This window comes from Bacteroidales bacterium, assembly GCA_031275285.1.
Classification (GTDB): domain Bacteria; phylum Bacteroidota; class Bacteroidia; order Bacteroidales; family UBA4181; genus JAIRLS01.
On sequence record JAISOY010000068.1, the window covers coordinates 1 to 25,063 of the forward strand.

Here is a 25,063-nt window from a genome sequence, read left to right on the forward strand (position 1 = left end):
CCCAACAGTGTCAGGGCGCATATTTTCCGGTATGATTATTATCTTGCACTCGCATTGTATGTATTTGAACGGGCAGGCATCACCTCGCAGGAGCAGGTTGCACTCTGCCCCCAGGCCGAGCGTATGTACCGGTTACTGGTCCAGTCGGACAATCAACTGAAAGAAATAGGTTATGAAGATATGCCGGAAGGATTTTATGAGGATTTCCTCGAACGGGTGAAACAGGAAAAGATGAAACCCGAAAACCAGCAATTTCAAAGATTACAACAAATAGTCAGATAATATTAATCTTATCAGTCATGAAAAAAATACCATTATTATTGATTACCATCCTGGGCGTCACAGGATTATTTGCACAGGACGGCAACCCCTTTGCCGAATACGGGTATCATTTTCCTGTTGTTACCGCTACCAACGGACGTTTTCAGGAGATACACGACAACGAGGAAGTAGTGGTCATTGGTACGGTGTTGTTCCACACCAGCGCGGATACGGTGATGGGGGAATTTGTACCCGATACCGCCATTCTACAAATTGAACCGCAAACGGTGGGGATTTGCAGGTTCCTTACACCTGACCCGTTGGCAGAAAAGTATTATCATATTTCGCCATATGCGTATGTAGCCAATAACCCTATTAAGTACATCGATCCGGACGGCAGGAAAATAGTAATTACAGGCGCATTGAGTGATGAAGCTTTGCGGCAATTGCAACATAGGGCTGGTGATAGATTAACTTTGACAAAAAGTGATGATGGAAATATTACATACTCCCAAAATGGAGATGGAAAACTTAGGGGAGATGCCAAACGAATAGCTGGAATGATAGATGATAATTCTATAACAGTTAATATGGGTACCACTTCTTCAAATGAAACTTCTACAGGTAATTATTTCATTGGTGGAGCATTTATGGGAAATGAGGTACAAAGAGATGAAGACAATAATATCACAGTAACCGCGAATCAAGAAGTTAATCCTAATGTTTTAGGTGCTGCGGATGAACATACGGAAACATTAGGTAAATTAACAATGCATGAAGCAACCGAAGCATATCAGGGAGCAAAAATTTCACAAAAAAAAGGAATTTCAAGTCCAAATAGTGCTAGCCCGGGAACAGTATACCAGCGAGCACATAGACGTGCTACCCCACAAACACCAGTACATCAAGTAATGTATGATAGAGAGGGAAATCAAACACAAAACATTAATAGTGCAGCTAGAGTTGAATGGTATGTTGAAAGAAATGGAAGAAGAAAGGTAATACAAACATTACAATAACATATTCATGAAAAATTTTATAAAAATAACAGTGGGGGTAATTCTTTTTTTTAGTTACTCATGTAAATCTAGCGAGAAACTGCTTAACAATGATAAAACATGGAATAATAAGATGTATGAAATAAAAAAAATAAAGGAGGAAAAATCCCTGTATATAATATATGCCATAAGAAATGATTCATTATTTAAAATTTTGACAGAAAAAATATGCCCTGAAATTACATATTGTAATAAGATTAAAAGAGGTAAAAGTTATAATTTAGATTTACATATAACCTTTCCAACAAAAACAATTTTAGGGAAAACAGTTACTGGTGATTTTTATAGTAGAGTTGTAGGTTTAAGCTATAAAGAGGATATAATAAAACCAGAAAAAAAATCACATAATACTTTATATATTGCTGACAATTTAAAATGCTTGTGCATTGATAATTAAAAAAATAAACAAGGTCTACATATCAAAGGTAATGCAGGAGTGAGAGGGGGTAGATTAATAAATGTCCGTTAGATTATGAAGTCTAAGAGGTTAAAAATCGGCTTGATATTTGTATTAGTATTTTTAATAATTAGTTCTTTTCTTATATATCTTTTAGGGAGAGAAAATATAGGTTTAGCTATTGACCGAATAGGAGTTACAAAAAATAAATTCCATATAACCATTGATGAAAAAATAAATACTAAGGACTTATATATCTATTGGATAGGAGAAACCGAATATACCAGAAATACAGAATACAATCAAATGTTGATTCATCACGTTGTACTACAATGTGATGTTTCTCCATCATATGGTAAAAATAAATTTATTATAAAGTATCAAGACAAAACATCCGAAAATTGGTATTTTAAAAAAACACGCTTATTCAAAACATAATTACACATTTGATTTCAAAATAGATAATGATGTTTTGATTGTAAATTGGAGTATTAATATTTGGTATGATACAAATAATACTGAGGGTACACTAATAATAGAATGATGAAAAAATGTTTTTTATATATATCTATATTATTTATTGGTATATCAGCTTTTGCTGAAGATAATGAATCAATATATTTCGATGTATACAATGAATTTTCCGATATGTTAAATGATAAACAGCCATTATGTTTTAAGCGTGCTGTGTTTATATGTGAAAATGCATTTTTTGCAAACCAATTAAACTATGAAGATTTTTGTAAGGTTATTACGGAGAAAGCATTATTTTGTGATAAACTAAATAATGCTCTTGATTTAGAATATGTGAAAAAGGATAAGAGTAAAACTAAAATCCACGCCTCTGTATTTAAATTCATGACTGATACTATTCCCATTATAGTACAAGATTCTATTGTTTTACTTCATATTCCATTTCATTACAACTTGGATGATTTCACAGGAGAAAAAGACTGGAGCAACATGTTTGTCATCAAACTACTTGAAACCCATAAAGGCAATTGTCATTCCTTACCTATCCTTTACAAGCTTATCTGCGAAGAAATGGGAGAACGTGCATGGTTGTCTTTTGCCCCCAACCATTTATACATCAAACTGCGAAACGAACAATCAGGCTGGTACAATACCGAATTAACGACCGGTCATTTTCCCACCGATGCATGGTTGATGGCTTCGGGTTATGTGCATATAGATGCCATTCGTAACGGGGTATATATGGATACCTTATCGCAAAAACAATCTATTGCCATGTGTTTGATCGATCTGGCAGAAGGATTTCAAAAGAAGTTCGGCAATGATTTTAATCCGGGGTTTGTGCTGAACTGTTGCGAAACTGCATTGAAGTATTATCCGAACTATGTGAATGCCCTTCTTTTACAAGCTGAAACACTAATGAAGGCATACCGGAAGCAACCGAACAAAAACACACCCGAAAACAAGCAATTACTTACACGGCTCAATGGCATGTATAGCCGTATCCACAAACTCGGTTATCGGAAAATGCCCGACAAGATGTATCTGGAATGGCTCATGTCCTTACAGGGACAAAAGGAATATCAGAATCAGACATTGATCAATTAAATTTATTTTTCATTGCTCGAGTACTCAAATAATACCGGAGCATTCATTTGATGGGGATAGTATGATGCAATATGATGTTGCTTCCACTATTGCCTATATCTTCGGATTAGAACCTCCCCAAGTCTGGATTGGCCGTCCGTTAAAGCAGGTGTTTGCCGAATAATAAATCTTATTTCGAAAATCTCCTGTTCCCCATATAACCATGTTACAGTTCGAACATGATCTGGATTTCAATAATTTTACACCGTATTAGGAAAATCCGGAAATAAATTGTTATATTTATTGTTGCTTTATTCCGGAGAAAATATCCGGCAGGTTGTTTTATGTACCTGAAAAGATTTAATGACACATTTTGTTTTGTCGGTAAATAGATAAGGAGAGCTATATAAACAGGTTGTAGAGCTTAAACTAATTTTAAACAAAATGAGTATGAAAATTTCCATTGCTTTGGCATCTTCCATGCCTTTTATTGCCATTGGCTTCACAGCCGGAAAAATCGAAAGCCCCCAAAAATAACCATATAAAATTTAACAACATGCGATTAAGAAGATTTTTGGTATTGCCTGTTATACTGCTCGTTTCGGTCATGGCTTCATGCAATTTCGACGGCACAGGAAAAGGGAACAGAAATACGGAAGTAACATCGCTCCGGACACGTAATCTGGTCAATCCGGAAGGGGTCGATAAAGCGGTTTTCAGTTGGAAAATAGAATCCGGGGAACTGGGAGTCTTACAAAACGCTTATGAGATCGAGATAGCTTCATCCGAGAAAGCACTGGAAAAAGGCTCCGCCGATGTTTGGAGATCCGGAAAAATGATTTCGGACGAGCAACTTTTCGTAGAACCCAAAGTTAGCCTCAAATATGGAGATCTTTACTGGTGGCGCGTACGCGTATGGGACGGCAACGACAAAGTCACCGGATGGAGTGTTCCGGCCAGATTTTCGATCGGTCCCGCCCCGGGAGACTGGAAAGCCAAATGGATCACTTCGAAGTGGACGGCAGACAGTCCGATGCCGTATTTCAGGAAGGTATTCGATGCTTCGACAGGCGGTAAAAAACCTGTAAGAGCCGTGATATACTTCAGCGGCCTGGGATACGGCGACCTCTGGTTCAATGGTGAGCTGGTAGACGAAACGCGTGTGCTCGACCCCGGCCAGACGAATTACGAACAATTTGCTTTCTATACGACCTTTGATGTAACGCCGCAACTTCTTAAAAACGAAAATTGTATAGGTGTAATGCTCGGCGAGGGGTTTTATGCGCAAGGCAGGGTCTGGGGTCCGGGATTCAAGTACGGCGACCCGGTGATGAGCCTGCAGATGGAATTGATATACGAGGATGGTTCACGCAAGGTGATCGTTTCGGACGAATCGTGGCAGTGGTCTCCGGGCCCGGTGTTGTATGCGAATGTTTATGCCGGAGAGATTTATGATGCCAACAAGGAGATAAAGGGATGGTCGGAGCCCAAGACTGCTGTGGAAGGCTGGAAAAACGCCGAAATAGCCTCATCCGGCGTTATTCCGGCACAGCTACGTCCACAAGTGATGGAGCCGATACGTTATCAGCAGGAGATCCCCGCAGTAGATATGTGGCAGGATCCGCAAGGTAACTGGATATTCGATTTCGGCGTTAATATAGCCGGGGTTCCGCGTATAACCATAAGCCAGCCACAAGGTACGCGTCTGAAAATGCGTATGGGCGAAGCGCTGAACGATGATCGGTCGGTAGACTATTCCACCACCGGAGTATTTGCCACCGGAGTGATACAGACCGATGAATATATCTGTACCGGAAAAGGAACCGAAATATGGACTCCCCGTTTTACTTACCACGGCTACCGCTATCTCGAATTTTCGGGATCGACCACCAAACCGGAACTTTCGTGGATAAAGACCGTATTGGTACATAACGATCTGGATCGTCGGGGAGAGTTCGAGTGTGCAGACCCGCAGATAAACCGCCTGCATGAACTGGCAGTTCGTACCATGCTTGCCAATACCCACAGCATACCTACCGACTGTCCCCACCGCGAACGTTGCGGATGGCTCGGAGACGCTCATGCTGTGGCTCCTTTCGAAAACCTCAATTTCAACATGTATAATTTCTGGATGAAATACCTGCTGGATATAGCCTCTACCTCATCCAGGTTTGAAAAGAATACCTTGCATCAGAAACTCCATAACAACCAGTTCTACTTTACGGACAAACAGCCGGGTATCCCCCATATGATTGCTCCTGGACGCCGACTGTGCGGTGTGGCCTCGCCCGACTGGGGTACGGCGGTGGTACAGATACCCTGGTACACCTATCTCTATTACGGCAATAAGGAACCACTCGAAATGTATTATGAGACAATGAAACAATGGGTGGATCATACCAATTACCTCACATATCACCCGATCGATATTGAGACTACGCCCGATATAGTGGCTTACGGATTAGGAGACTGGTGTCCTCCCGGCGGCAACAGACAGATAGATTGTCCGATATCCCTGAGTTCGACGGCATTTCATTATAACGATGCCCGTCTGGTAGCCAGGACCGCCGAATTGTTAGGTAAAACCGCCGATGTAAAGCGTTATAACGAAATGAAAGAGCGCATAGCTGCCGCTTTTATTGAGAAATTCTATGATAAGGCAAACAAAACTTTCGGAAGCCAGACCGCTAATACCATGGCACTTGATTTCGGACTGGTTCCGGAAGGTGATGAAAAAGCCGTATCGGATGCTATAGTCCGTAATATGAAAGAAGAACGCCATAATTTCATTCATACCGGTATATTCGGATTGGGGCGTGTGGGGCAGGCTCTTTCACGTTACGGCAACGGGAGTCAGGCATGGGCTGCGTTTACCAAAAAAGGAGAAAACAGTTTCGCATATATGTGGGACAATGCGGATGCTACCTCCCTTTGGGAAACGCTGCCTATCAGTTCACAAAGTATGGAAAAAGGTCGAAAAGCCTCTCTGAACCATCCTATGCAGGGTGTGTATGACGCATGGTTCTATGAAGATATTGCCGGTATCCGTCCCGATGAATCGGGCGCAGGTTTCAAGGTGATACGTTTTGAACCAACTGTTACCGACATGCTCCCGTGGGCGAAAGCCGCTATAGATACCCCTTATGGAAAGGCCGTCAGCGATTGGTCGAATGAAGGCGGGAAACTGACATGGAAAATAACCATTCCGGCAAATACTTCCGGAATTGTAGCACTTCCGGATGATAAAATGATTACGGTGAATGGCGAGGCCCCGGCATTCGTAGCATCGGGACATAAGGATGGAAAAAAGCTTTATAATTTCCCGTCGGGTAATTATTTGGTGATCGTGGAATAACCTCTGTTATTATCCTGTCGCATTTGTTTTGCCGGTTATCCGGATTTTTCGTCTTATTGGGTATATCGATTTTCATCGTAGAGATTACGGATATCCCAACTTTCATGACAAATTTTTCGGCAGCAGACTGAAACAGGGAAAACCTTCCTCAAAAAGAATCTGAAAAATTCTAAAAGACATGATTGAAAGACAATTTCTAACGAGAAAACAGAAAGCCCATAAAAGACAATAAACCTTAAAGTTATATTATCCTATACAGGCTTCTAAACGTAATAAACAGATAACTTTTACCTGATCACTTCAGTGATTATTTTACTTTATAACGGTACATCGCAAAGCTGTTCTGTTCTGGGAGTGTAACTGAAACCTTTCCTGACTTTCCCACCTTTTGCTTCATCTTTTTCCCTTTTCCCAATAACGGGGTAAATTCTACAGTCGATCCTTCGTTGAGGTATACAGATATTTCTGCAGACGCTTCGGGGTTTTGTTCGCGGAATACCAACAGATAACCCTCGTTTTCTTTTATGGACTGGAATCCTGTCCATGATTTTCCAGACGGTTCATCACCTACCGGCAGGATGGTTCCCTGATGGAAATCATGTTGTATCTTTTTGTATCCCTTTACCAACGGACCGATTGAAAAAGCCTCATCCGGTAATCCCGTTCCCTCCATCCATGCAAGCGGTTGTGCCGCCATTGTCGTGGCAAAAAGGTACTCAAAAGAATAGCCTGCAGGAGCGAAACGATCGTTTTTGTAATTATCCTGGTTGCGCCATTTATTGAGGAATTCAATCTGTAATCTTTCGGCAGGAACATATCTGGAAAGCATCCATAGATTACGTAAAGTCCAGAAAGGGTAATAATTGGTCCAGTCCGTATATCTGTTTTCGAGGAAGATGTTGCCATATTCCCCGAAATAGAAATATCCTCCGCGCCTTCCTGCCGTGGCATCCAGGTTAAAAACCGCCTGGTTCCCGGTAGCCTCAAGCACCCGGTCGAAAATCTTCCGTACCCTTATTTCGGAAAGCTTATTAGGTATAGATAAGCCATCTATCTTAAATGTACGTATACCATAATTCTGATAGAGATAGATCATGGCGGCGGCATCTTTTTCCCAGTCCTCATAATTATTCTGAATACTAGGATTGAACCACAGGCAGACTTCAATACCCAGATCCTTTCCTTTTTGCACTACAGGAGTCAGTCCATTGGGATATTTAGCCGGATCAGGCTTCCAGTAATCAGGATTATCCCATATGTTTTTGAACGATCCGCCGAAAGCAGAGTTGGCGCTTTTCCCCAATTGCCATCCGTCATCGATCTGGAAATGCGTAATTCCCAAACGGGCTCCCGTTTCCACTTCCTTAATGCTGAAGACCTCATTTACCTTACGATCCTGTCCCCTGTCACCCCAGGTGTTCATCATGATCATTTCATCCCTTCCATCAACCAGCGTCCGGACATTTTTCTGATAGTTACGTAAAGCCATCAGTCGGTTTTGTTCTTTCCCTGCATACACCCCGGTCACTATACCATAAGCACGGATCCACTCACCGGATTCCAGGTCGGAGGTTTCTACCCCGATCCCTATCACCTTAATACTACCAGCATTTGCAATGAAATCAGATCCGGGATAAGCCAGTTGTACGCTGGAACATGGAGCTTCTTTCAGGAAAAACAGACCATTATCATTTTCCATATTTTCAAAGAAAAGGAGATTCCCGCGATAAGTATTTTCGCGGTACGAAAGTGCTTCGTAAGGTCGTACCAGGGTATTGTTCCGGTCGGTTACATCGAAGAACTCCACGGACGAAATACGCCAGTGTCGGCCGGGTAATTTAATCTGCTCCAGCACCGGAATATCATTTTTATGGGACAAGGTATTGAGCGACTCTATGTTTTTCAGGTCAGCGAGGTTAGTTTTTTCAGTAGCCCATATACCTTCGGCGGATCCCTTCAGGTAGGTATCGCATGCAATAGCCGGGCAACCGGGATATATTCGGTAGACCCTTTTAATATGGAGTTTATCTGTGGTATAGGTCACTGCAAGTTGGGTATGTTCGGGAGAAATAGGAGTAGCGCCGACTTTCAGGGTTGTCCGGTCTGCATTAACAGCTTGTTTACTTTGTTTTGGAAGAGAGAAGTCCGGGACTTTACTACTGTTGAGCCATACCTGTTGGTTTTGCTTATCCGTGATACTGAAAGTGATCAGATTACCTCCGTTCCACAGGAATTTGCGTTCGATCAATCCGTTTCCTATATACAGGGTGTCGGATTTGAATGATACATAACAATCGTCGGCAGATGCGTTACATATCTGTATTGTAATAACAAATAAAGAGATAAAGAATAAATGTCTCATGTGAATATAATTATTTTTATGGTTCAAGATTCAAGATTTCGAATATATAGTTCATGGTTAAAGACTAAAGAGCAAATTTTACAACCTTGTACTTTTTAACGGATACTGTTCATTTTTGTTTTTTCATATATCCGTGCCGGGATAAGAAATTATCGGTAATACGCCTTATGGTATAAAAATCATTGGTAAGCTCCTTTCTATACTGAAAGATGGGGTGTCCCGCTCCTTTCAGTAGGTGGAGCTCGCACTCCACGTTTTGGGACTGTAACCTTCTTTCGAATTCCTGTGCAGTTTTTACAGGGATCAGCTGGTCTTTTGTTCCTAATATGAAAAGGGTGGGCGGCGTATTTGAAGAAATATTATGTAAAGGAGATATTTCCTTAAACCTTTCTTTCATAGCCTGTGATCCATAGCCATTTTCTCCGTTGTCTACAACGGGGTAATACAATAGCAACAGATCGGGCCTGTAACTTACCTTTGACTTCCTGCCGGTATCCTGTATGGTTCCAAGCGCTGCAGCCAGGTGCCCGCCTGCAGAAGCGCCTGCAGCTGCGATTTTCCCCGGATCGATATGGTATTCTGATGCATTTGTCCGAAGCCATTCAATGACATCTTTTGCATCCTCAAAACTTTCGAATGGGGAAGACTTATGCATGTAAGAGATACGGTATTCAGCAGAAACCGCCACCATACCTTTTGATGTATAGTAAGCACATTCCCTGTAAAACTGCAAAGGAGTTCCCAATGCCCATCCGCCTCCGAAAAAGAAGACGATTACGGGCCGTTTTTGTTTTTTCCTCAGGTGATCGGGCATGAAGATATGAAGTTTCAATTCTTCCCCTGTATCTAATGTTTTATAGGTAACCATCCGGGGATGAAAAGCCTGTCCGGAAGGAGCCAGGATATTTTTCATTGCCTCGAACCATTGATCGGCCATTTTTTCTGCACCCTGTCGGTTAGGATGTACCATATCATTGATCGTATGCTGCTTCCAGTCAAAACCCGTTGCGTGGTCTACCAATATTACATGATCATCGTTCATTTCCTTCACCATCCTTTCGATTTCCAGGTTTAATCCGGGAATATACGAATATTTAGGTAATTTCCCACTTGTCACAACCTCTGCAACCAGAATGTAGACATCCGGATTGATAGATTTGATCTTTCGGATGATGGACTGATAAGCACTAATGATTCCCGTAACGGGTTTTTCCGTGTCGAAATGATTGTGTCCGGCATGGAGTAAAACGAAATCGGCAGGATATTTATGGTAAATACTGTCGATATGGGCATCCAGATATTCTGCATTTTTCCCGCTGAATCCAGAGTGATTCAACGAACCGATCCTACATTTGCCGGACCGGGGACCGATAAAATCAAAACTGTATCCTGCAATGAAAAGGCGTTCCCATAAAGGAAAAAGATATGAATGAAAATAATCCCCACCTGCCGTCAAGGAATCTCCCAGACCCATGATAGTGAATCGTTTTTGTCCTTTAGCCGTTTGTCCGTAGGTATAGAGGGATATGAACGCAGACAGGAAAAGGATACAACAATATTTAAAGCGAATAACCATAGAAATACAAGACTTTATTTATTGAATTTAACTTAAAAGTTTCATTTTGCGAAATAAATCCGTTAAGGAATTGACTTTACAGCAGCATATCTTCACAGCAACAGACCGGTAGTTCATAACTAATAAAATATTCGGTTCGCCATCTATCGGTCCGGCTTTCTTTTTATTTTGACCTGCGTTTTGGGTAAAAGCCGGAATAATTCCTAATATGATGCAGATGGTTAAAAATGTGTATTCGCTTATTAAAATTTGCATGGTGTAAATTATTTTACTTCAATCACCCAATTTCCCGGGGACAGCATATTCAGGTTCTTTTTTTGTTTTGAATTGATGTGGATTTTTTTGCCGTCTGTTATTTCTTTTGGCAGGTTTATTACCGCTTTTGTTTGATCCGGAACAAACAGTTCCAATTTATAAATTGCTTTATTTTCGATATTAATACGGATATTGCCGGTTGGGGTGGGGACAACAGCCTGAACTGATTTTAAATTTCCTGACTGTGGAGCGACGGAGAATACTTCGAATCTGGGTTTGATTGGTTCTATGCCGGCTATATATTGCATTAGCAGAGACAGCACTCCTCCCGACCATCCGTGGTTCCGTGATTGGGAAAAAGAAGAAAACTCCCAACCTTCGGGCAGGGTGCTTATCTTGCTTTCGACCATGCCTTTATATCGTTCTTTGATTCTTTTCAGAGCATCATCACCCGCTCCTATTTTTAGTAATGCCTCCAGGACAAATTTCTCCATATAAGGGCTGGCATGTTTTTCTTTATTTAAGACCAACCGGATATTTTCCCATTTATCCTTGTCTGCCAGTCCCGTAACAACAGCCATAGCATTGGCACGATCATCGGTTTCACCTTTATACGAGGGTGAACGGTATTCTTTACCTGTCCAGAAAATACGGTTGAAATTACTATATATACTCTTCATCTGCCTGTCGTATGAAATCGTATCCTGAAATTGGCCAGCCATTATTGCGATTTTTTTTGCCATGTCAATTGCCGAATAGTACCAGACATTGTCCAGAAGAGGTACATCCTTGTTCCGACCCCAGTCCTGCCAGTCCCATTTACCGTCACGATGAACCACCAGGCCACCTTCGCCGATCTGCCATAAACCGGTATATTTTTTAATGGCCGGATATGCATTTATCAGGGTTTCAGAATCGCCCGAAAACAGATAGTAGTAACCCAAACTCGGTTTACTGATTGCTGCCAGGCTCTGCAGGGGTAATTCCCGATACGGACCATACATAAGTGGAGGATGAGGACCAGGTATGGGAGAATAAAGGACGCCTTCTTCCGTCTGCCAGTTGACCAGTTCATTAATCGCTTTTTGGGAAAGAAAATAGACATCAGGAGAAAAGACATAGTATGATTGTAGGGCTTCGATTACTACATCACCCCACCACATGGCGCGTTCCCGTGTAGGGCAATCCATAAAATTATCACGCATATTTACGTATAGGGTTCTGCGGGCCTTTTCCCAAAGTATATTATAAAAATTGTCGTCGCAGTTAAAGCTTCCTTCAAATGCCGCATTATAGCCGGTTTCTCTATATTTCAATGAAATAATTTCTATTTCAGGAGAAAAGCAGTACCAAACCTGTTCACCGCTCATCCATCCCGGGCATTCAAATTCCTGAATACCTTCTTTTGTAATATATTCTGCACGGACATTATAAGCTCCTCCATCGGTATAGTAATCCGTTCGTATATCAACGCGCATTCCCGCCTTGGCTTTGATTTTAAAGTATGGGGTAACCTGTGCATTATATGGTAATTGCATGGTCAGAATATTTCCCATGGAAGTAGCAGGAAATTTATTCGTATAATCTTTTAATCCAAAATCTTTCCATTGCGGTATAGATCTTATTACTAGTTTTCCCCATGGTTTTTGTGGCGTTTTTCCGAATTCTGTTGCATGTTTCCATGCTTTGTCGTCATAGTTTGTGTCATACCAATTTTCTATTTCATTACGGGCGTCATAAACGACGTTAAATTCCGCTAGAGGGCGATATGGTTGGGTTCCCCTGATCAATATATCAAATGCCGGATGTTGTTTTACTTTCCATGTTCCGTCGCTGATGATTTTTTGTTTTCCGTTGATGGCTTCGAAAAATAACCCGCCGTGCCCGCTTCCGTTATGCCCGTGTCCTTCCTTTCCCCAGTACCAAACAAGTATGGCAATGGTATTTTCCCCTTTTCTGAGAAAAGGACGAAGATTTAAAGTATCGGCATATGTATCTTTGGGATTGGGCGTTCGTTTCAATCCCCCTTCCCGGATTACCAAATCTCCGTTGATCCAAAGCCAATATTTTGAATCGACAGCAATCGTTGGTGGGACAACAGAAGGTAAATCCTTTGCCTCTATTGTTTTTCGGAATGCAATCCATGTATTGGGATTACTTTGCTTATCCCATATCCATTGCGCAGTATATTGAGCATGCAAAAACGAACTGTAGACTAAAATTAAAAAAAATAATATTTTTCGTATTATCATAACGTTAAAAATAATTATCGTTCCAATCCTTCCGATGAAGAAAACAAACAAACACGAAAACAATAGATATTATATAATTGATATTTAATGGATTTTATATAAAGCTGAATTTAAAATTCAGATAAATAATCAAAAAATCTTGAGGTTTTCAGAAGTTTTCAAGGTGAATCCTTCCTTCTATCCAAAAATTTGTAATCCGAACAGTGATACCGGCACATTTTCGTGAGAACGATGGAATTGAACGGTTAATGATTTCGTTTGAACGGGTTTTTCGAATTTTATTTCATTACGGGAATGATGGTTGTCTGATTTTTCATAAATGACCGTTCCTTTATCATCTACTATGTTATATTTCTGAACACAAAAAGGAATTACGTCTTCAGGATGCCCCATGAGGCAGGATTCCATCGGATGATCAAAATCGGTATCGAACCACAGTATCATGGAACGGATCGACTGTACCTGTTTCCATTCGCATATTATAAAGGGTTGTTTATCATTCAACGGTGCTATCCAGGAGTTGGCAGCGCCTGATCCGGGACGGAAAATACCGGTTTTTAATTGTTCCGTGCCGAATACTTTTAATGCCGGATCGAATTTCATGGCAATGTTTTTTCCTCCGGGTCTTCGTCCGGGCGTATACATCGGAATTTCTTCCACCCCATGTTTTTCATTTTCTTTCTGATTCCATCTGTAAAAAAGAGACAGTACACCTGTTAACCTGATATCGGATTGTGCTACCGAAAGGTTTTCGTTCTTTTTCAGAATGATAAATCCATACTGTGCTTCTTTCAGGGATATCTTAAAATCTATTTCGATTTCAGATGTTCCTTCCGATACCTGAAAATCTTTCCTGGCAAGAACGACATCGGGAGTATAGTTTCCGAAATGTCCGCTGATACAGAATTGAACTTCCAGCGAAGTGGTTTTTTCCGGTTTGACCTTGATTTTGACCTTGGATAACTTTCCTTTCGGAAAGGGAAATATCATGGCCGTATCCCGGGTCAGTTTCCACCATTGACCATCTTCGGGCAATTCTGATAATTCAAGATTGCCGGATGTGCTGATTTTTGCCGAGTGGAACAGATCGGACGGCTGCTCCAGTTTCAGTCCAGGAATGTATTGCCCGGATTGCATCAGCATTCGTTGAAGTTCTCCTATATATTCTTTAGAGCAGATATCACGTGGAGAGGCATTGTTTTTCAGGCACAATGATGCCGCAAATGCAGCAGCCTGTGCACATAAGGTGCCGGTCGAAATAACCCGTGTAGACCCGAATGCCACATGGGACACGCTGGTTAATCTTCCTCCCATGAACAGGTTAGAAATATTCCGGCTATAGATACAACGATAAGGGATGGTATAAACTCCTTTACTGTGGTATTGTGTACACCCGGGATAAGTACTGTATACGCCGGTTGCAGGATGGAGATCGATGGCCCATCCACCGTATGCAATGGCATCTTCAAAATGTTCCTGTCCGATGATATCCTGTTGTTTCAGCATGTAATCACCTTCGAAACGTCGGCTCTCGCGTTTGCCGGGAATGGTGCTTACCCATTCAAGAGTGAGATGATCCACATCTTTGAAAGTTCCGGAATTTTTGATGTAATCCCATACACCATATACAACACGCCACAACTCGTCCTTGATTTTTTCCGAATCGAATACACGGTCCAGGTCGTCACCCCATTCGAGCCACCAGAGACGGCAACCGCTTGAGGTACGGTGTATGGATTTGAACCGGGGTATTTTCTCCGGAATATTTTTCAGGGCGAAAGCCGGAGGAACATATTTTACCGGCCGGCCGGTATCCTTACTGTAGAAATACATGGAATGGCCCAGCAATTTTCCATAATCATCAGGCATAATGAATTTTTCCCCGAATACATCTGTACTTTCCGCTCCGACACGAAAATCGGCTCCGGAAAGAAATCCTACAATCCCATCCCCGGATGTATCACAGAAAAGAGGAGCACTGACTTCATAAAGCGTAGAATTCTGGCTGCAGAAAGCAATCACTTTTCCGATCTTGTCCGGACTTGCCATTTCAACATCGTGAACTGCAGTATTGAGAAGAAGGGTGATATTGGGTTCGGCCCAGACTTTTTCGATAAGCAGGGCATCAAAAAATACCGGATTACCTTCCCTGTTACGGTACAGGTTTTCTACGATTATTTCTTCATGTATGCCGCCTTCACGGGCCCAGCGATTATTGTTTCCCATATGGGCGGTTGCACCAAGCACCCAGAGACGAATTTCACTCGAAGCGTTTCCACCCAGAACAGGACGATCCTGGATCAATAGCACTTTTAGCCCTGCACGGGCTGCAGTGATGGCGGAACAGACACCGGCAACACCACCGCCCACCACAACATAATCGGCCTGGTATTTCTTTCCGGGTAGTTGTTGAGGTGAATGATTATCTGCTTCCGGAACATTTCCCGAAATTACATTCACAGGGAGTCCTAAGCCTGCCAAAGCAAAACCGGATGTTTTGAAAAATGTACGACGGCCGATGCCCGGTTCTTGCGGATTATTTGCCTCCATGGATGATTGTCAGTGTTTAATTGGGGATTACTTTTTCGACTCCTTTTTTCATCAATGTTTTCAGATCTTTCAGGTGATCCTGATATACTCCCCTCGGATTGGTTTTATTTTGTATGCAAAGTGAAGCTGCCATTCCTACTACTTCACCCATCATACCTGTGGTTTTTTGCACCCGGATACTCCCGAATGCAACATGTGTTGCACTAATGTTACGCCCTGCCATAAACAAATTGTTTATATTCCTGGAATAGAGGCAACGATAGGGTACATGATAAGGATATATGGGAACCTGAACGCAATAACTGTAAAATTCTTCCCCCGGGAAAAAACTGCTGCATTTAGGATCGGGAAAATGAAGGTCTAATGACCATGTTGTAGTAAAACTGGCATCATTATATTTTACCTGGTTTTGAATATCATTCTGATTCAGTATGATATCCCCGAGTAAACGGCGGGATTCCCTCTTTCCCGCTAAAAAGGCCATCCAGGTTATCTCCCGGTTGGCATAATCCGGATCGTTATTTTTTAAGTAAGACCAGTTACCTAATATGGCCCTGAGATTCTGGTCCCTTATATTTTCTGCATTCAGGATGGTGTTTTTTGTAAAACCACCTTCCCATTTCCAGCCGGGTTTTTTTTCTTTTATGTGATAAACTTCACTGAACTGACAAGCCCATTCCAATACGGGAAAAGAAGAGGGTTTGTCTTTTGTTTCGAATGACCACATATTGGAGGAACCTAATACATGATGATCTGAAGATAATGGTGCCAGCGACTCGAAAGCTTCATAACGGCTTTCTCTTCCCATCCGGTAATCTGCCCCGGAAAGATAACCAACAGCCGCATCTCCTGTGCAATCCGCAAATAATGTTCCGTAGAAACGGAATTCATCACCGGTTTCTATATGGCGGCCGGTAACTGACTGTATCGTATTTTGATCAGTTTCAACGACAAATACATGAATATTCAGATATAAACTGATATTTTTGTTTTCCCGTACCACACTCATTTTCTTATCATCCTTGTAAGCTTCCGCAGGGCCGGCATTGAAGGGCCTGTCCATCTGGATTTCTTTAACTACTTTTCCCAGGTTCGGATAAAGGTTTTTATCGGTATCACCTGTCAGGCCCACCCTGATTTCTGAACTGCCATTTCCTCCCAGAACCGGGCGGTCATTGATCAATGCGACCTTAAGACCGCATTGTGCGGCAGAAACAGCTGCACATATCCCTGCTGCTCCTCCTCCGATAACCACCAGGTCATAATGCCCTGCATCTTTTTGTTTTATGTTCAGCTTTTCCCGCCTGAATTCCATCAGTTCATCTGTTGCTGACGGCGGCACAAAAGAAGGGTCTTTAGTGAAATAAAGAGCATCGCAACGACCGTTGAAGCCTGTTAAATCCTGTAAAATGATTTCTGTTTGCTTTTTATTGATATTGATCTTTCCGGCGCTTTGCCAGATCCATTCGTTGCCCTTATCACCCAGGGTTACAGGAAGGACTTTACCGTTCAGTTTAATCCTGAACTTTCCGGGGCCGGCTTTTTCGTACCATGGAGATGTCCAGTTATATACCCGCACATGTATGTAATAAGTACCTGTTTCAGGAAAATCAACTACCGTACCGGCATCAGATACAGGTTTTCCCAGTCCGTGGGCCATCAGGTAAGGAGAGCCCATCTGGTCTGCAAACTGTTGGTCTACTACCCAGCCGCCTTTTTCTGCAAAACTCTCCGCTTCGACAAACAAGTCCGATGCATATATATGCCTGACGCTGGAAAGCAATATTACTAACAGAAACACATACGGATTCATTTAATCTCTTTTTTGGGGTCTTTCCTTTAAGGTTCCACCCAGGTTATAATCCGGATATCCTTTAGTACCATCTTTTCCGACTCCTTTTTTCATCAGTACTTTCAAATCTTCCAGATGATTTTCATATACCCCCCTTGGGTTGGTCTTGTTCTGTTTGCAAAGCGAGGCCGCCATTCCTACTACCTCGCCCATCAATCCGGTAGTACGCATTACACGGACGGTTCCTAGAGCCACGTGTGTTACACTGATATTACGTCCGGCCATGAAAAGGTTGTCGACGTTGCGTGAATAGAAGCAACGGTAAGGAATAGGGTAAGGATAAATAGTTTTATGGACAGCAATGGATTTGAATTCCTGACCGGGGAATTGTGCCGTATTTTTCGGATCGGGATAATGCAGGTCGATGCTCCATGAAGTAGAAGCTGTTCCGTCAGGGTATACCACATAATCGGTGATGTCCTGTTCTTTCAATATGTGATCGCCCAGAAGACGGCGTGATTCGCGTTTTCCTGCAACATAAGCGACCCAACCGAGAGAACGGTTGACATATTTTTCGTTTTCACTGAGTTCATTTTTCAAAAAAGACCAGTTGGAATATACCACCATCAGGCCATAGTCACGGATACGTTCGAATTCACTGATCTGGTCGTAATTCATACCTGTTTCCCAGGTCCATTCCCCCATGGTTACTTTCTGGGCATTTTCTTCGTTGAATTCAACGCCATAGCGAAAAACCGGAAAATCAACCGGAGTTTTTTTATCTTCAGAATACCATTGTACGGAACTTCCCATGGTCATTTTATCTCCTTCTTCTGGGGCTGTGGATTCACCAAACTCAGCTTTTGATTCCCGACCCATGGCGAAATCGGCTCCGGCCAGTACACCGACAGTACCATCACCTGTACAATCGGCAAAAACGGGAGCGGTGAAGGTCAATTCTTCGCCTGTTTCAATGTGTTTTGCTGTAACCGATTTGATCATATTCCCATCCATTTTTACGGCAAAAGCGCGATAGTTGAGGAATTGGTCTATATTCGGTTCTCCATCCATCAGGTTGGTTTTCTTTTCATCTTCATACCTGTCTGCCGGTTGTGCATTCCCACCTTTCATCGGGCTCATTTCTTTAACCACACCGCCTAATTCCGGATACGGTTCCAATGCAATTCGTCCGCCAAGATGTACACGAACTTCGGAACTGTTGTTACCACCCCATATAGGCCTGTCGTGTATGATGGCAACTTTTGATCCCAGGCGGGCGGCTGAGACAGCAGCACACATGCCTGCAACTCCACCTCCTACGACTACGAAATCATATTTTCCTGCATTCTTAGGCTTGATGCCTGTTTTCTGGGAACGGAAAGTAGTCAGTTGATCCAACCCTGCCGGAGGAACGAATGTGCTATCCTGTGTGAAATATATGGCATCACAACGTCCGTTGAATCCGGTTAAATCCTGTAAAGCGACCTGTGTATTCTTGTTTTTGATCTCTATTTTGCCACCATCCTGCCACAACCATGAATTCCCGGTATCTCCGAAAACCCGGCCAACCGGCTTTTGATCGATCAAAACCTGAAATTTTCCCGGACCAGGATCATTTGTCCATGGAGATGTCCAGTTATAAGTGCGGACAAACATCCTGTAACTACCTGTTTTAGGGAACCTGACGGTAGTAGTTGCGTTATCTACTTTCTTTCCCATACCATGTGCCATCAGGTAGGATGATCCCATCAGATCCATAAATTGCTGGTCGACCACCCAACCTCCTTTATCGGAAAAATTTTCTGTTTCAACAAAAAGATCAGCAGGTTGGTTACTACATGCTGCCAAAACAATACAAAGTAAAATAATGAAATGTGTTTTCATGAGAGATATACTAATTTATGATTTTTCTGTTATTCATCAAGTTTCTTTATTTCAGGAAACCCAAGGTTACCAACGCCCTTTTCCATTAATGTTTTTAATTCAGGCAAATGTAATTGATAGATTTGTCTTGGATTTACCGAATGTTTCTTGCATAATGAAGCTGCCATCCCGACTACTTCACCCATCATTCCCCCTGTCCGCATAACACGAATTGTTCCCAGGGCGACATGTGTCACACTGATATTCCGTCCGGCCATGAACATATTATCTATATTTCTGGAATATAAACACCTGTATGGTACTGCATAGGGTTTTATATCCTGTATATCGGCATAAGAAAGAAATGGTTCTTCTGTTAAACCGGGAATTTCTTTGGGAAAATGAAGATCTATTCCCCAGGTAGTAGTAAAAGAAGCATCTTCATAAGATATATCTTCTAAGATATCCTGTTCTTTCAATATGATATCGCCCAGTAAGCGGCGTGATTCCCGTTTGCCTCCGATATAGGCAACCCAGGTAAGTTTTTTATCTGCAAATGCGTCTTTTTTAGGGCTTTTATTTTTCAGAAAATCCCAATTTCCAAAAACAGCACGTAATCCATAATCACGGATATATTCTATTTCAGTGATCTGATTTCTGTTCATTCCTGTTTCCCAATTCCAATCTCCCCTCAGGCCCGGGCGACAGGTTTGTTCATTAAATTGAAGCGCCCATGAGCATTCCGGAAATAAAGAATTCTTATTTGTCTTTTCAGCATACCATTGAACAGAAGTGCCCATTACTAATTGATCTGTTTGTTCCGGTGCCCGTGGTTCTCCGGTTTCACTTTTACTTTCCCTGCCCATACGAAAATCTGCATTAGAGAGATAACCCAGATTTCCGTCACCTGTACAATCGGCAAATAATTTACCCTTGAAAAGGTATTCCTCACCGGTCATAATATTTTTACCTGTTACAGAAACAATACAATTTCCTTCTTTATGTATTTTGTAAACTTCTGTATTCAGGAACAGGGTGATGTTCTTTTCATTTTCCACCACCCATTGTTTTTTTGTATCTTCATAGTTGGTTTCAGGTCCGGCATTATGGATTTTTTTCTCGGGATGTTTTTTTATGATATCCATAATTTGCCTGCTTCTTTCCGCATCGGGATTTTGTTTTGCTTCCCAATATGTCCAGTGTCCGACACCTCCGATTTCATCGAGCAGATTACCCAGATTAGGATAAGGTAGTTGACTGATCAATCCTGACAAACCGACGCGTACTTCCGAACTATTGTTTCCTCCAAGTACCGGCCGGTTTTGTATCAACGCTACTTTGCATCCTAAACGGGCGGCACTGATGGCTGCGCAACAACCGGCAATACCACCTCCAACGACGACAAGATCAAAATCTTTCAATATTTCAGGATTGGATAATCCTAATTGCTGTTCACGAAAAGCAGCTAGTTTGTCCGGCTCGTCGGGAGGGATTTGTTTGTGGTCTGTAGTCAGGTAAATAGCATCACAACGACCATTAAATCCGGTAAGGTCGTGAAGTGTAATCTTGTTATCACCGGATTTTAATTTTATGATCCCTCCATCCTGCCAGTGCCACTCAGCCTGCCTTGTTCCGAAAATAGTATCTAATATGAGGCCATTAAATTGAACCATGAACCTTCCCGGTGATCCTTCTTTTCCCCACTGTTTTACCCAATCCCTCGTCCTGACCCAAACCCTGTATTTCCCGTTTTCAGGCAGGGAAATAACCGTGGATGCATCTTCAACAGGGATACCCAGTCCGTGAGCCATCAGGTATGGTGATCCCATCGCATTTACAGATTGATTGTCGACTACCCAACCGCCTTTATCAGAAAAACTTTCTACTTCTATAAAAACATCAACAGGTTGATTATTACATGCGTAGAAGACCCCCCATGTTAAGAATAGTATTGTGATTTTATGGATACCTCCGGTCATCAAATATTGTTCTTATCAAATTTTTCAGATTGTATTTATACTATTAATTATATTCCAGCCATGCCGTTGCCAGCGTATTACTATCGGTTGAGAACCGTATCCATCTTGCCAGGAAGGATTGCGGAAACAGGGATTTAAATATTTCTCCGGGGCCTACACTAATGTCCTTGTATTTCACCCAGTCTCCATCCCCTGTAGGATCGACTTCAATGGTAAAAGTAACCATTTTAGCCGATTGATGCGATAATTCTAACTGGCGTTGATCATAAAAACCTATTAAGTACGGGTCGGATGGTATCCCCGCTTTTACATTTGTATCTACCCATGGCCCTCCTTTTCCTTCGGGTTTTCCTAATTTCCACAGATCATCGATCACTCCGGCCCAAACAGCAGCCTTCTTGTCTTCAGAAATAAATATATGTGGGTTTTTTCCTGCTTTTTTAGGATCAATTCCTGAAATAATGAGTAATCCGCGATAAGAAGCGTAATCTTGTATTTTCAGGTTATGTGAGGCAACGGGCCTTATTTTCGCATAGCCGTCTGCATTTTCTGCCGGTAGTTCATAAAAAGTTCCATGGCAATTGAAGAGATCCCGCTCTGTCGCCACTTCACGGCAAATACGCAACAATCCTTTCTGCATTGCTGCCGTATATTCTTCGTTACCCAACGGAAGCCTCCATCTTCTACCCTTATCATCCACCACCAGTACCGAACCTTTTTCTACTTCAACAACATTTTCCGGGATGGCAAATTTTTCACGGATGAACGAAGTTGTTTTATGATCTTCTTTAAGAACTATTTTCATCCGTTCATCTATCTCATAATATCCGGTTTCTCCGGTTTCATTTCCTGCAAGTATCCCCATAACCCTTCTATTGTCTCCTAAACCGTATAATAATCCTCCTGTCGATTTTTCCTGGTCTATAGTAGAAATCCCTTTAAATATAGGGTCAGGGATGTTTTTTCTTTTATCTATATCCGCATAAACAAAAGCAACGCTTGCCTGTGTGTTTTTATCGGAAATAACCCTTATCCATTCTCCTTTTTCCTTTTCTTCGAATTCAAGAAATAGAGATCCTCCGGCAGGAATATCTATATCCTTCAGTTTATTCCATTGTCCGGTTCCTTCTTTATCTGTTTCGAATTTGAATGTTACGGTCTGATTTCCTGTATTTTTCAGCCAGGCAGTACGGATATCCCATCCGGCAAATAAAAATGGTTCGGAAGGAATATTGGCTTCTACAGGTTCATTTAACCATACATAGCCACCGGCATTTTTAGGTCCGAGTCTATCCGGTTGATCAACCGCTGTAAACCAAAGGTTCGAGTTGGATTGTCCCGGTCCTTCAATACCTCCTTTGGTTTTTCGTTTATTTAAAAATTCTTTTTGTGCAGCATCATCACAGCCGAATACCAATTGGTCATTCCAACGTGTAAAGTCACCGATTACTTTCAGATATGCCGAACGGGGCCTGATTCCTGCAGAATTGGATAAGGTAAAAGTTTTCGGGAAATGCCAGAACATACCGTGCATGGTCATTAAGTAATCAGGCTGATCTTTCGTTCCGATATCACGGATCCTTGGCCACTCGGTATTCCAGCCGTGTGCTCCGTCATAAGAGTAACTGGCTTTAGGCAGGCGATAGAACTGCCAGCCTTTTTTTGCATCACGGACTCCTGTAATTACGGATTTGTGGTCCCAACCTGTTGCCCAGATAGGGTCCGTTGCAGGATCCGGATTTCCGTATATTCCTCCTGGACCTGTTACTTCGACGAATTGGTTGCGACGGACAATTGTCCAATCTTTTCCATTCCATTCTGCCAAAACACCAGCTTTTATATCGAATTTAATTTTGGCTTCCGGACTATCCTCCCCGTTATTGGAATAAACCAGAACCCCCTGTCCTGAATATAATCCTTTCCCGTGGCAGCCGGGCAGAAGATCGTTGTATTGTCCGGATTTTCCTTTTTCTCTTTTCCCTTTTATATTACCATCCTCATACAACATGTTAACTCCCAGGTCATTTACATCTATCTCATAAAAACCTTCCTCCATGGTACCCAAATATATTTTATTTTCCGGGTCTGTAAGATGACGTGCATTTCCCGTATGCCTTCCCGGAGCATTTTTATATGGTATCGTCCTTACCTTTCTTTCCTGATCGACTACATACGGACCGATGAACAACTGGTTGCTTTCTTTGTGAATCATCCTGTTGGCAGGTGTTCCGCCCACACTTTCGGGCCTGGTTGTTATTTCAAGTTCCGGAGAAATTTCATATAATTTGTCGGATGAACCGAATGGTAAGTGCGGCCCGTAGGTAATCACCCACAACCTGTCTGCCCAGGTAACTACAGCTCCTGTTCCGCATTCTCCTTCGTTATTATAATAAGCTAAATGGGGATAGATGCCACTAATACAGAGTTTTGAAGCACTTTCCCGATTCGGAGGTGTACAGGAAAAAAGAAATATTATCCCGATGATATAGATGAATTTCCTCGTTTTGTGCAACATATGTATATACTTTTTTGTAAATATGCCAAAAATATTATTAAAATATAAAACAACTATATATTAAAATGGTTAAGAGAATAATAGTAAAAAAGAAACGACATATACATCGGATTTAAATCCGATGTATATGTCGTCAAACTGATCAAGGTTGCCTTCCGTATACCTCTATTTCGTATAAACGTACCCGGTTGGTCGTATACGCTGGAATATAATACCTGACTTTACTGGTAGCTACTTCATCAAATTCGGCGGAATATTCCAATAGAGTATTCCCACCCATGGTAACAAGCGGAACCCAGGCTCCATCAATTTCCGCTTCAAATCTGAACTGAGCCTGTGCAGGAGAACCACCCCATGTTTTGAAACCACTGATGACATATTCCTGCCCCAGATCAATGATGATCCAGTGTTCTCCATTCAAATCATCAGATACCCATCGCGTTTCATTACCTGTCTTTATCCCGTCAACTGCCATTTGTCCGGTATTGTTTGCAGGATTACAATCGCTATGTGTTACTGTTTTACCCAAAGCAACATTGAATGTAGGATAAGTAATTCTGGGTTCGATCACCGTAACTTCCGTATAAAATGTATCGATAGCGGTGGTTTCGGGAAGATATTTGGTGACGTACGATATGGGTTGTGAAATATCGATCCCCATGATAGACAAAGAGTCGTTCAATTCGCTCTTTATTTTTTCCGAAGTGTAATTCAGGCTTTGATACACGCCATTATTATCCGTATATGTCAGATTGATGCCATATTCTCTTGATGATGCCGTACTTCCAAAAATAATTGACAGTGAATCTTCCACAACACTATATGCCGCTTTTTTAATAAATTTGGGTGTAGATGCCTGCTGACTGGCAAATGTTTCTCCATAAACATTTACATTGTATTCATCTGTAATCGAGGCGTTCCCTAATATATCATAGGCTATCAGCTGCAGGGTGTAATTACCCTCTTCGATTGTTTTTTCATTTCTTCCTATATATGCATCAATTTGATTTCCCAAATCGGCTTCGGTTATCGGGATACTGAGAAAATCTGCTTTTTGCGACCAGTATATCCGTAATTCGCTGGTACGCGGATCGGATAACCAGAAAGTCAGTAAAAAACGCTCACGTCCTGCAAAGAGTTTTACTGAATCCGATTTCGCAATATAGATTATTTCTCCCTGATTTAAATACTCATCCACATTTTCGTTCATATCCGCACAGGATACGAAATACAATGCAAATATCCAACTGATAAAAAATAATATTGTTTTCATATTCTACATTTTTAA

At 41.9% G+C, this 25,063-nt stretch carries 15 protein-coding genes and 1 pseudogene; 7 read left to right on the forward strand and 9 right to left on the reverse strand.

Going from position 1 to position 25,063, the window contains the following annotated elements:
• The 7 genes and pseudogenes from LBQ60_06725 to LBQ60_06755 all read left to right on the forward strand — a co-directional run.
• On the forward strand, positions 1 to 282 hold a 282-nt coding region (locus LBQ60_06725; GenBank protein MDR2037600.1), incomplete at its 5' end, for a hypothetical protein.
• Positions 283 to 299: 17 nt separating this feature from the next.
• On the forward strand, positions 300 to 1,280 hold the full coding sequence (locus LBQ60_06730) for a hypothetical protein (GenBank protein ID MDR2037601.1): 981 nt from the start codon (positions 300 to 302) through the stop codon (positions 1,278 to 1,280).
• Between the two features lie 7 nt (positions 1,281 to 1,287).
• Positions 1,288 to 1,716, forward strand: coding sequence for a hypothetical protein (locus tag LBQ60_06735; GenBank protein MDR2037602.1), 429 nt, complete (start codon positions 1,288 to 1,290; stop codon positions 1,714 to 1,716).
• Between the two features lie 75 nt (positions 1,717 to 1,791).
• On the forward strand, positions 1,792 to 2,154 hold the full coding sequence (locus tag LBQ60_06740) for a hypothetical protein (GenBank protein ID MDR2037603.1): 363 nt from the start codon (positions 1,792 to 1,794) through the stop codon (positions 2,152 to 2,154).
• Positions 2,155 to 2,574: 420 nt separating this feature from the next.
• A complete protein-coding gene (locus tag LBQ60_06745) occupies positions 2,575 to 3,297 on the forward strand; it encodes a hypothetical protein (GenBank protein MDR2037604.1) in 723 nt (240 codons plus the stop codon).
• 55 nt (positions 3,298 to 3,352) lie between these two features.
• Positions 3,353 to 3,460 (forward strand): annotated as a pseudogene (locus LBQ60_06750) (alkaline phosphatase).
• A gap of 372 nt (positions 3,461 to 3,832) precedes the next feature.
• A complete protein-coding gene (locus LBQ60_06755) occupies positions 3,833 to 6,631 on the forward strand; it encodes a glycoside hydrolase family 78 protein (GenBank protein MDR2037605.1) in 2,799 nt (932 codons plus the stop codon).
• 307 nt (positions 6,632 to 6,938) lie between these two features.
• On the opposite strand, the gene LBQ60_06760 is transcribed toward LBQ60_06755, so the two are convergent.
• The 9 genes from LBQ60_06760 to LBQ60_06800 all read right to left on the reverse strand — a co-directional run bounded on the left by LBQ60_06760 (position 6,939) and on the right by LBQ60_06800 (position 25,048).
• On the reverse strand, positions 6,939 to 8,993 hold the full coding sequence (locus LBQ60_06760) for an alpha-galactosidase (protein MDR2037606.1): 2,055 nt from the start codon (positions 8,991 to 8,993) through the stop codon (positions 6,939 to 6,941).
• A gap of 109 nt (positions 8,994 to 9,102) precedes the next feature.
• Positions 9,103 to 10,569: an alpha/beta hydrolase fold domain-containing protein gene (locus LBQ60_06765; GenBank protein MDR2037607.1), complete on the reverse strand. Its 1,467-nt coding sequence runs from the start codon at positions 10,567 to 10,569 to the stop codon at positions 9,103 to 9,105.
• 263 nt (positions 10,570 to 10,832) lie between these two features.
• A complete protein-coding gene (locus tag LBQ60_06770; protein MDR2037608.1) occupies positions 10,833 to 13,025 on the reverse strand; it encodes an alpha-L-rhamnosidase N-terminal domain-containing protein in 2,193 nt (730 codons plus the stop codon).
• A gap of 228 nt (positions 13,026 to 13,253) precedes the next feature.
• The gene (locus LBQ60_06775) at positions 13,254 to 15,626 is read right to left on the reverse strand and encodes an FAD-dependent oxidoreductase (GenBank protein ID MDR2037609.1); all 2,373 of its coding nucleotides are present in this window, start codon (positions 15,624 to 15,626) and stop codon (positions 13,254 to 13,256) included.
• A 16-nt stretch (positions 15,627 to 15,642) separates the two neighbouring features.
• A complete protein-coding gene (locus LBQ60_06780) occupies positions 15,643 to 17,439 on the reverse strand; it encodes an FAD-dependent oxidoreductase (protein MDR2037610.1) in 1,797 nt (598 codons plus the stop codon).
• The gene (locus tag LBQ60_06785; protein MDR2037611.1) at positions 17,440 to 19,302 is read right to left on the reverse strand and encodes an FAD-dependent oxidoreductase; all 1,863 of its coding nucleotides are present in this window, start codon (positions 19,300 to 19,302) and stop codon (positions 17,440 to 17,442) included.
• 29 nt (positions 19,303 to 19,331) lie between these two features.
• On the reverse strand, positions 19,332 to 21,260 hold the full coding sequence (locus LBQ60_06790; protein ID MDR2037612.1) for an FAD-dependent oxidoreductase: 1,929 nt from the start codon (positions 21,258 to 21,260) through the stop codon (positions 19,332 to 19,334).
• 43 nt (positions 21,261 to 21,303) lie between these two features.
• The gene (locus tag LBQ60_06795) at positions 21,304 to 23,775 is read right to left on the reverse strand and encodes a hypothetical protein (protein MDR2037613.1); all 2,472 of its coding nucleotides are present in this window, start codon (positions 23,773 to 23,775) and stop codon (positions 21,304 to 21,306) included.
• Between the two features lie 142 nt (positions 23,776 to 23,917).
• Complete coding sequence (locus LBQ60_06800) at positions 23,918 to 25,048, reverse strand: discoidin domain-containing protein (GenBank protein ID MDR2037614.1); 1,131 nt, start codon at positions 25,046 to 25,048, stop codon at positions 23,918 to 23,920.
• Between the last annotated feature and the right edge of the window lie 15 nt (positions 25,049 to 25,063).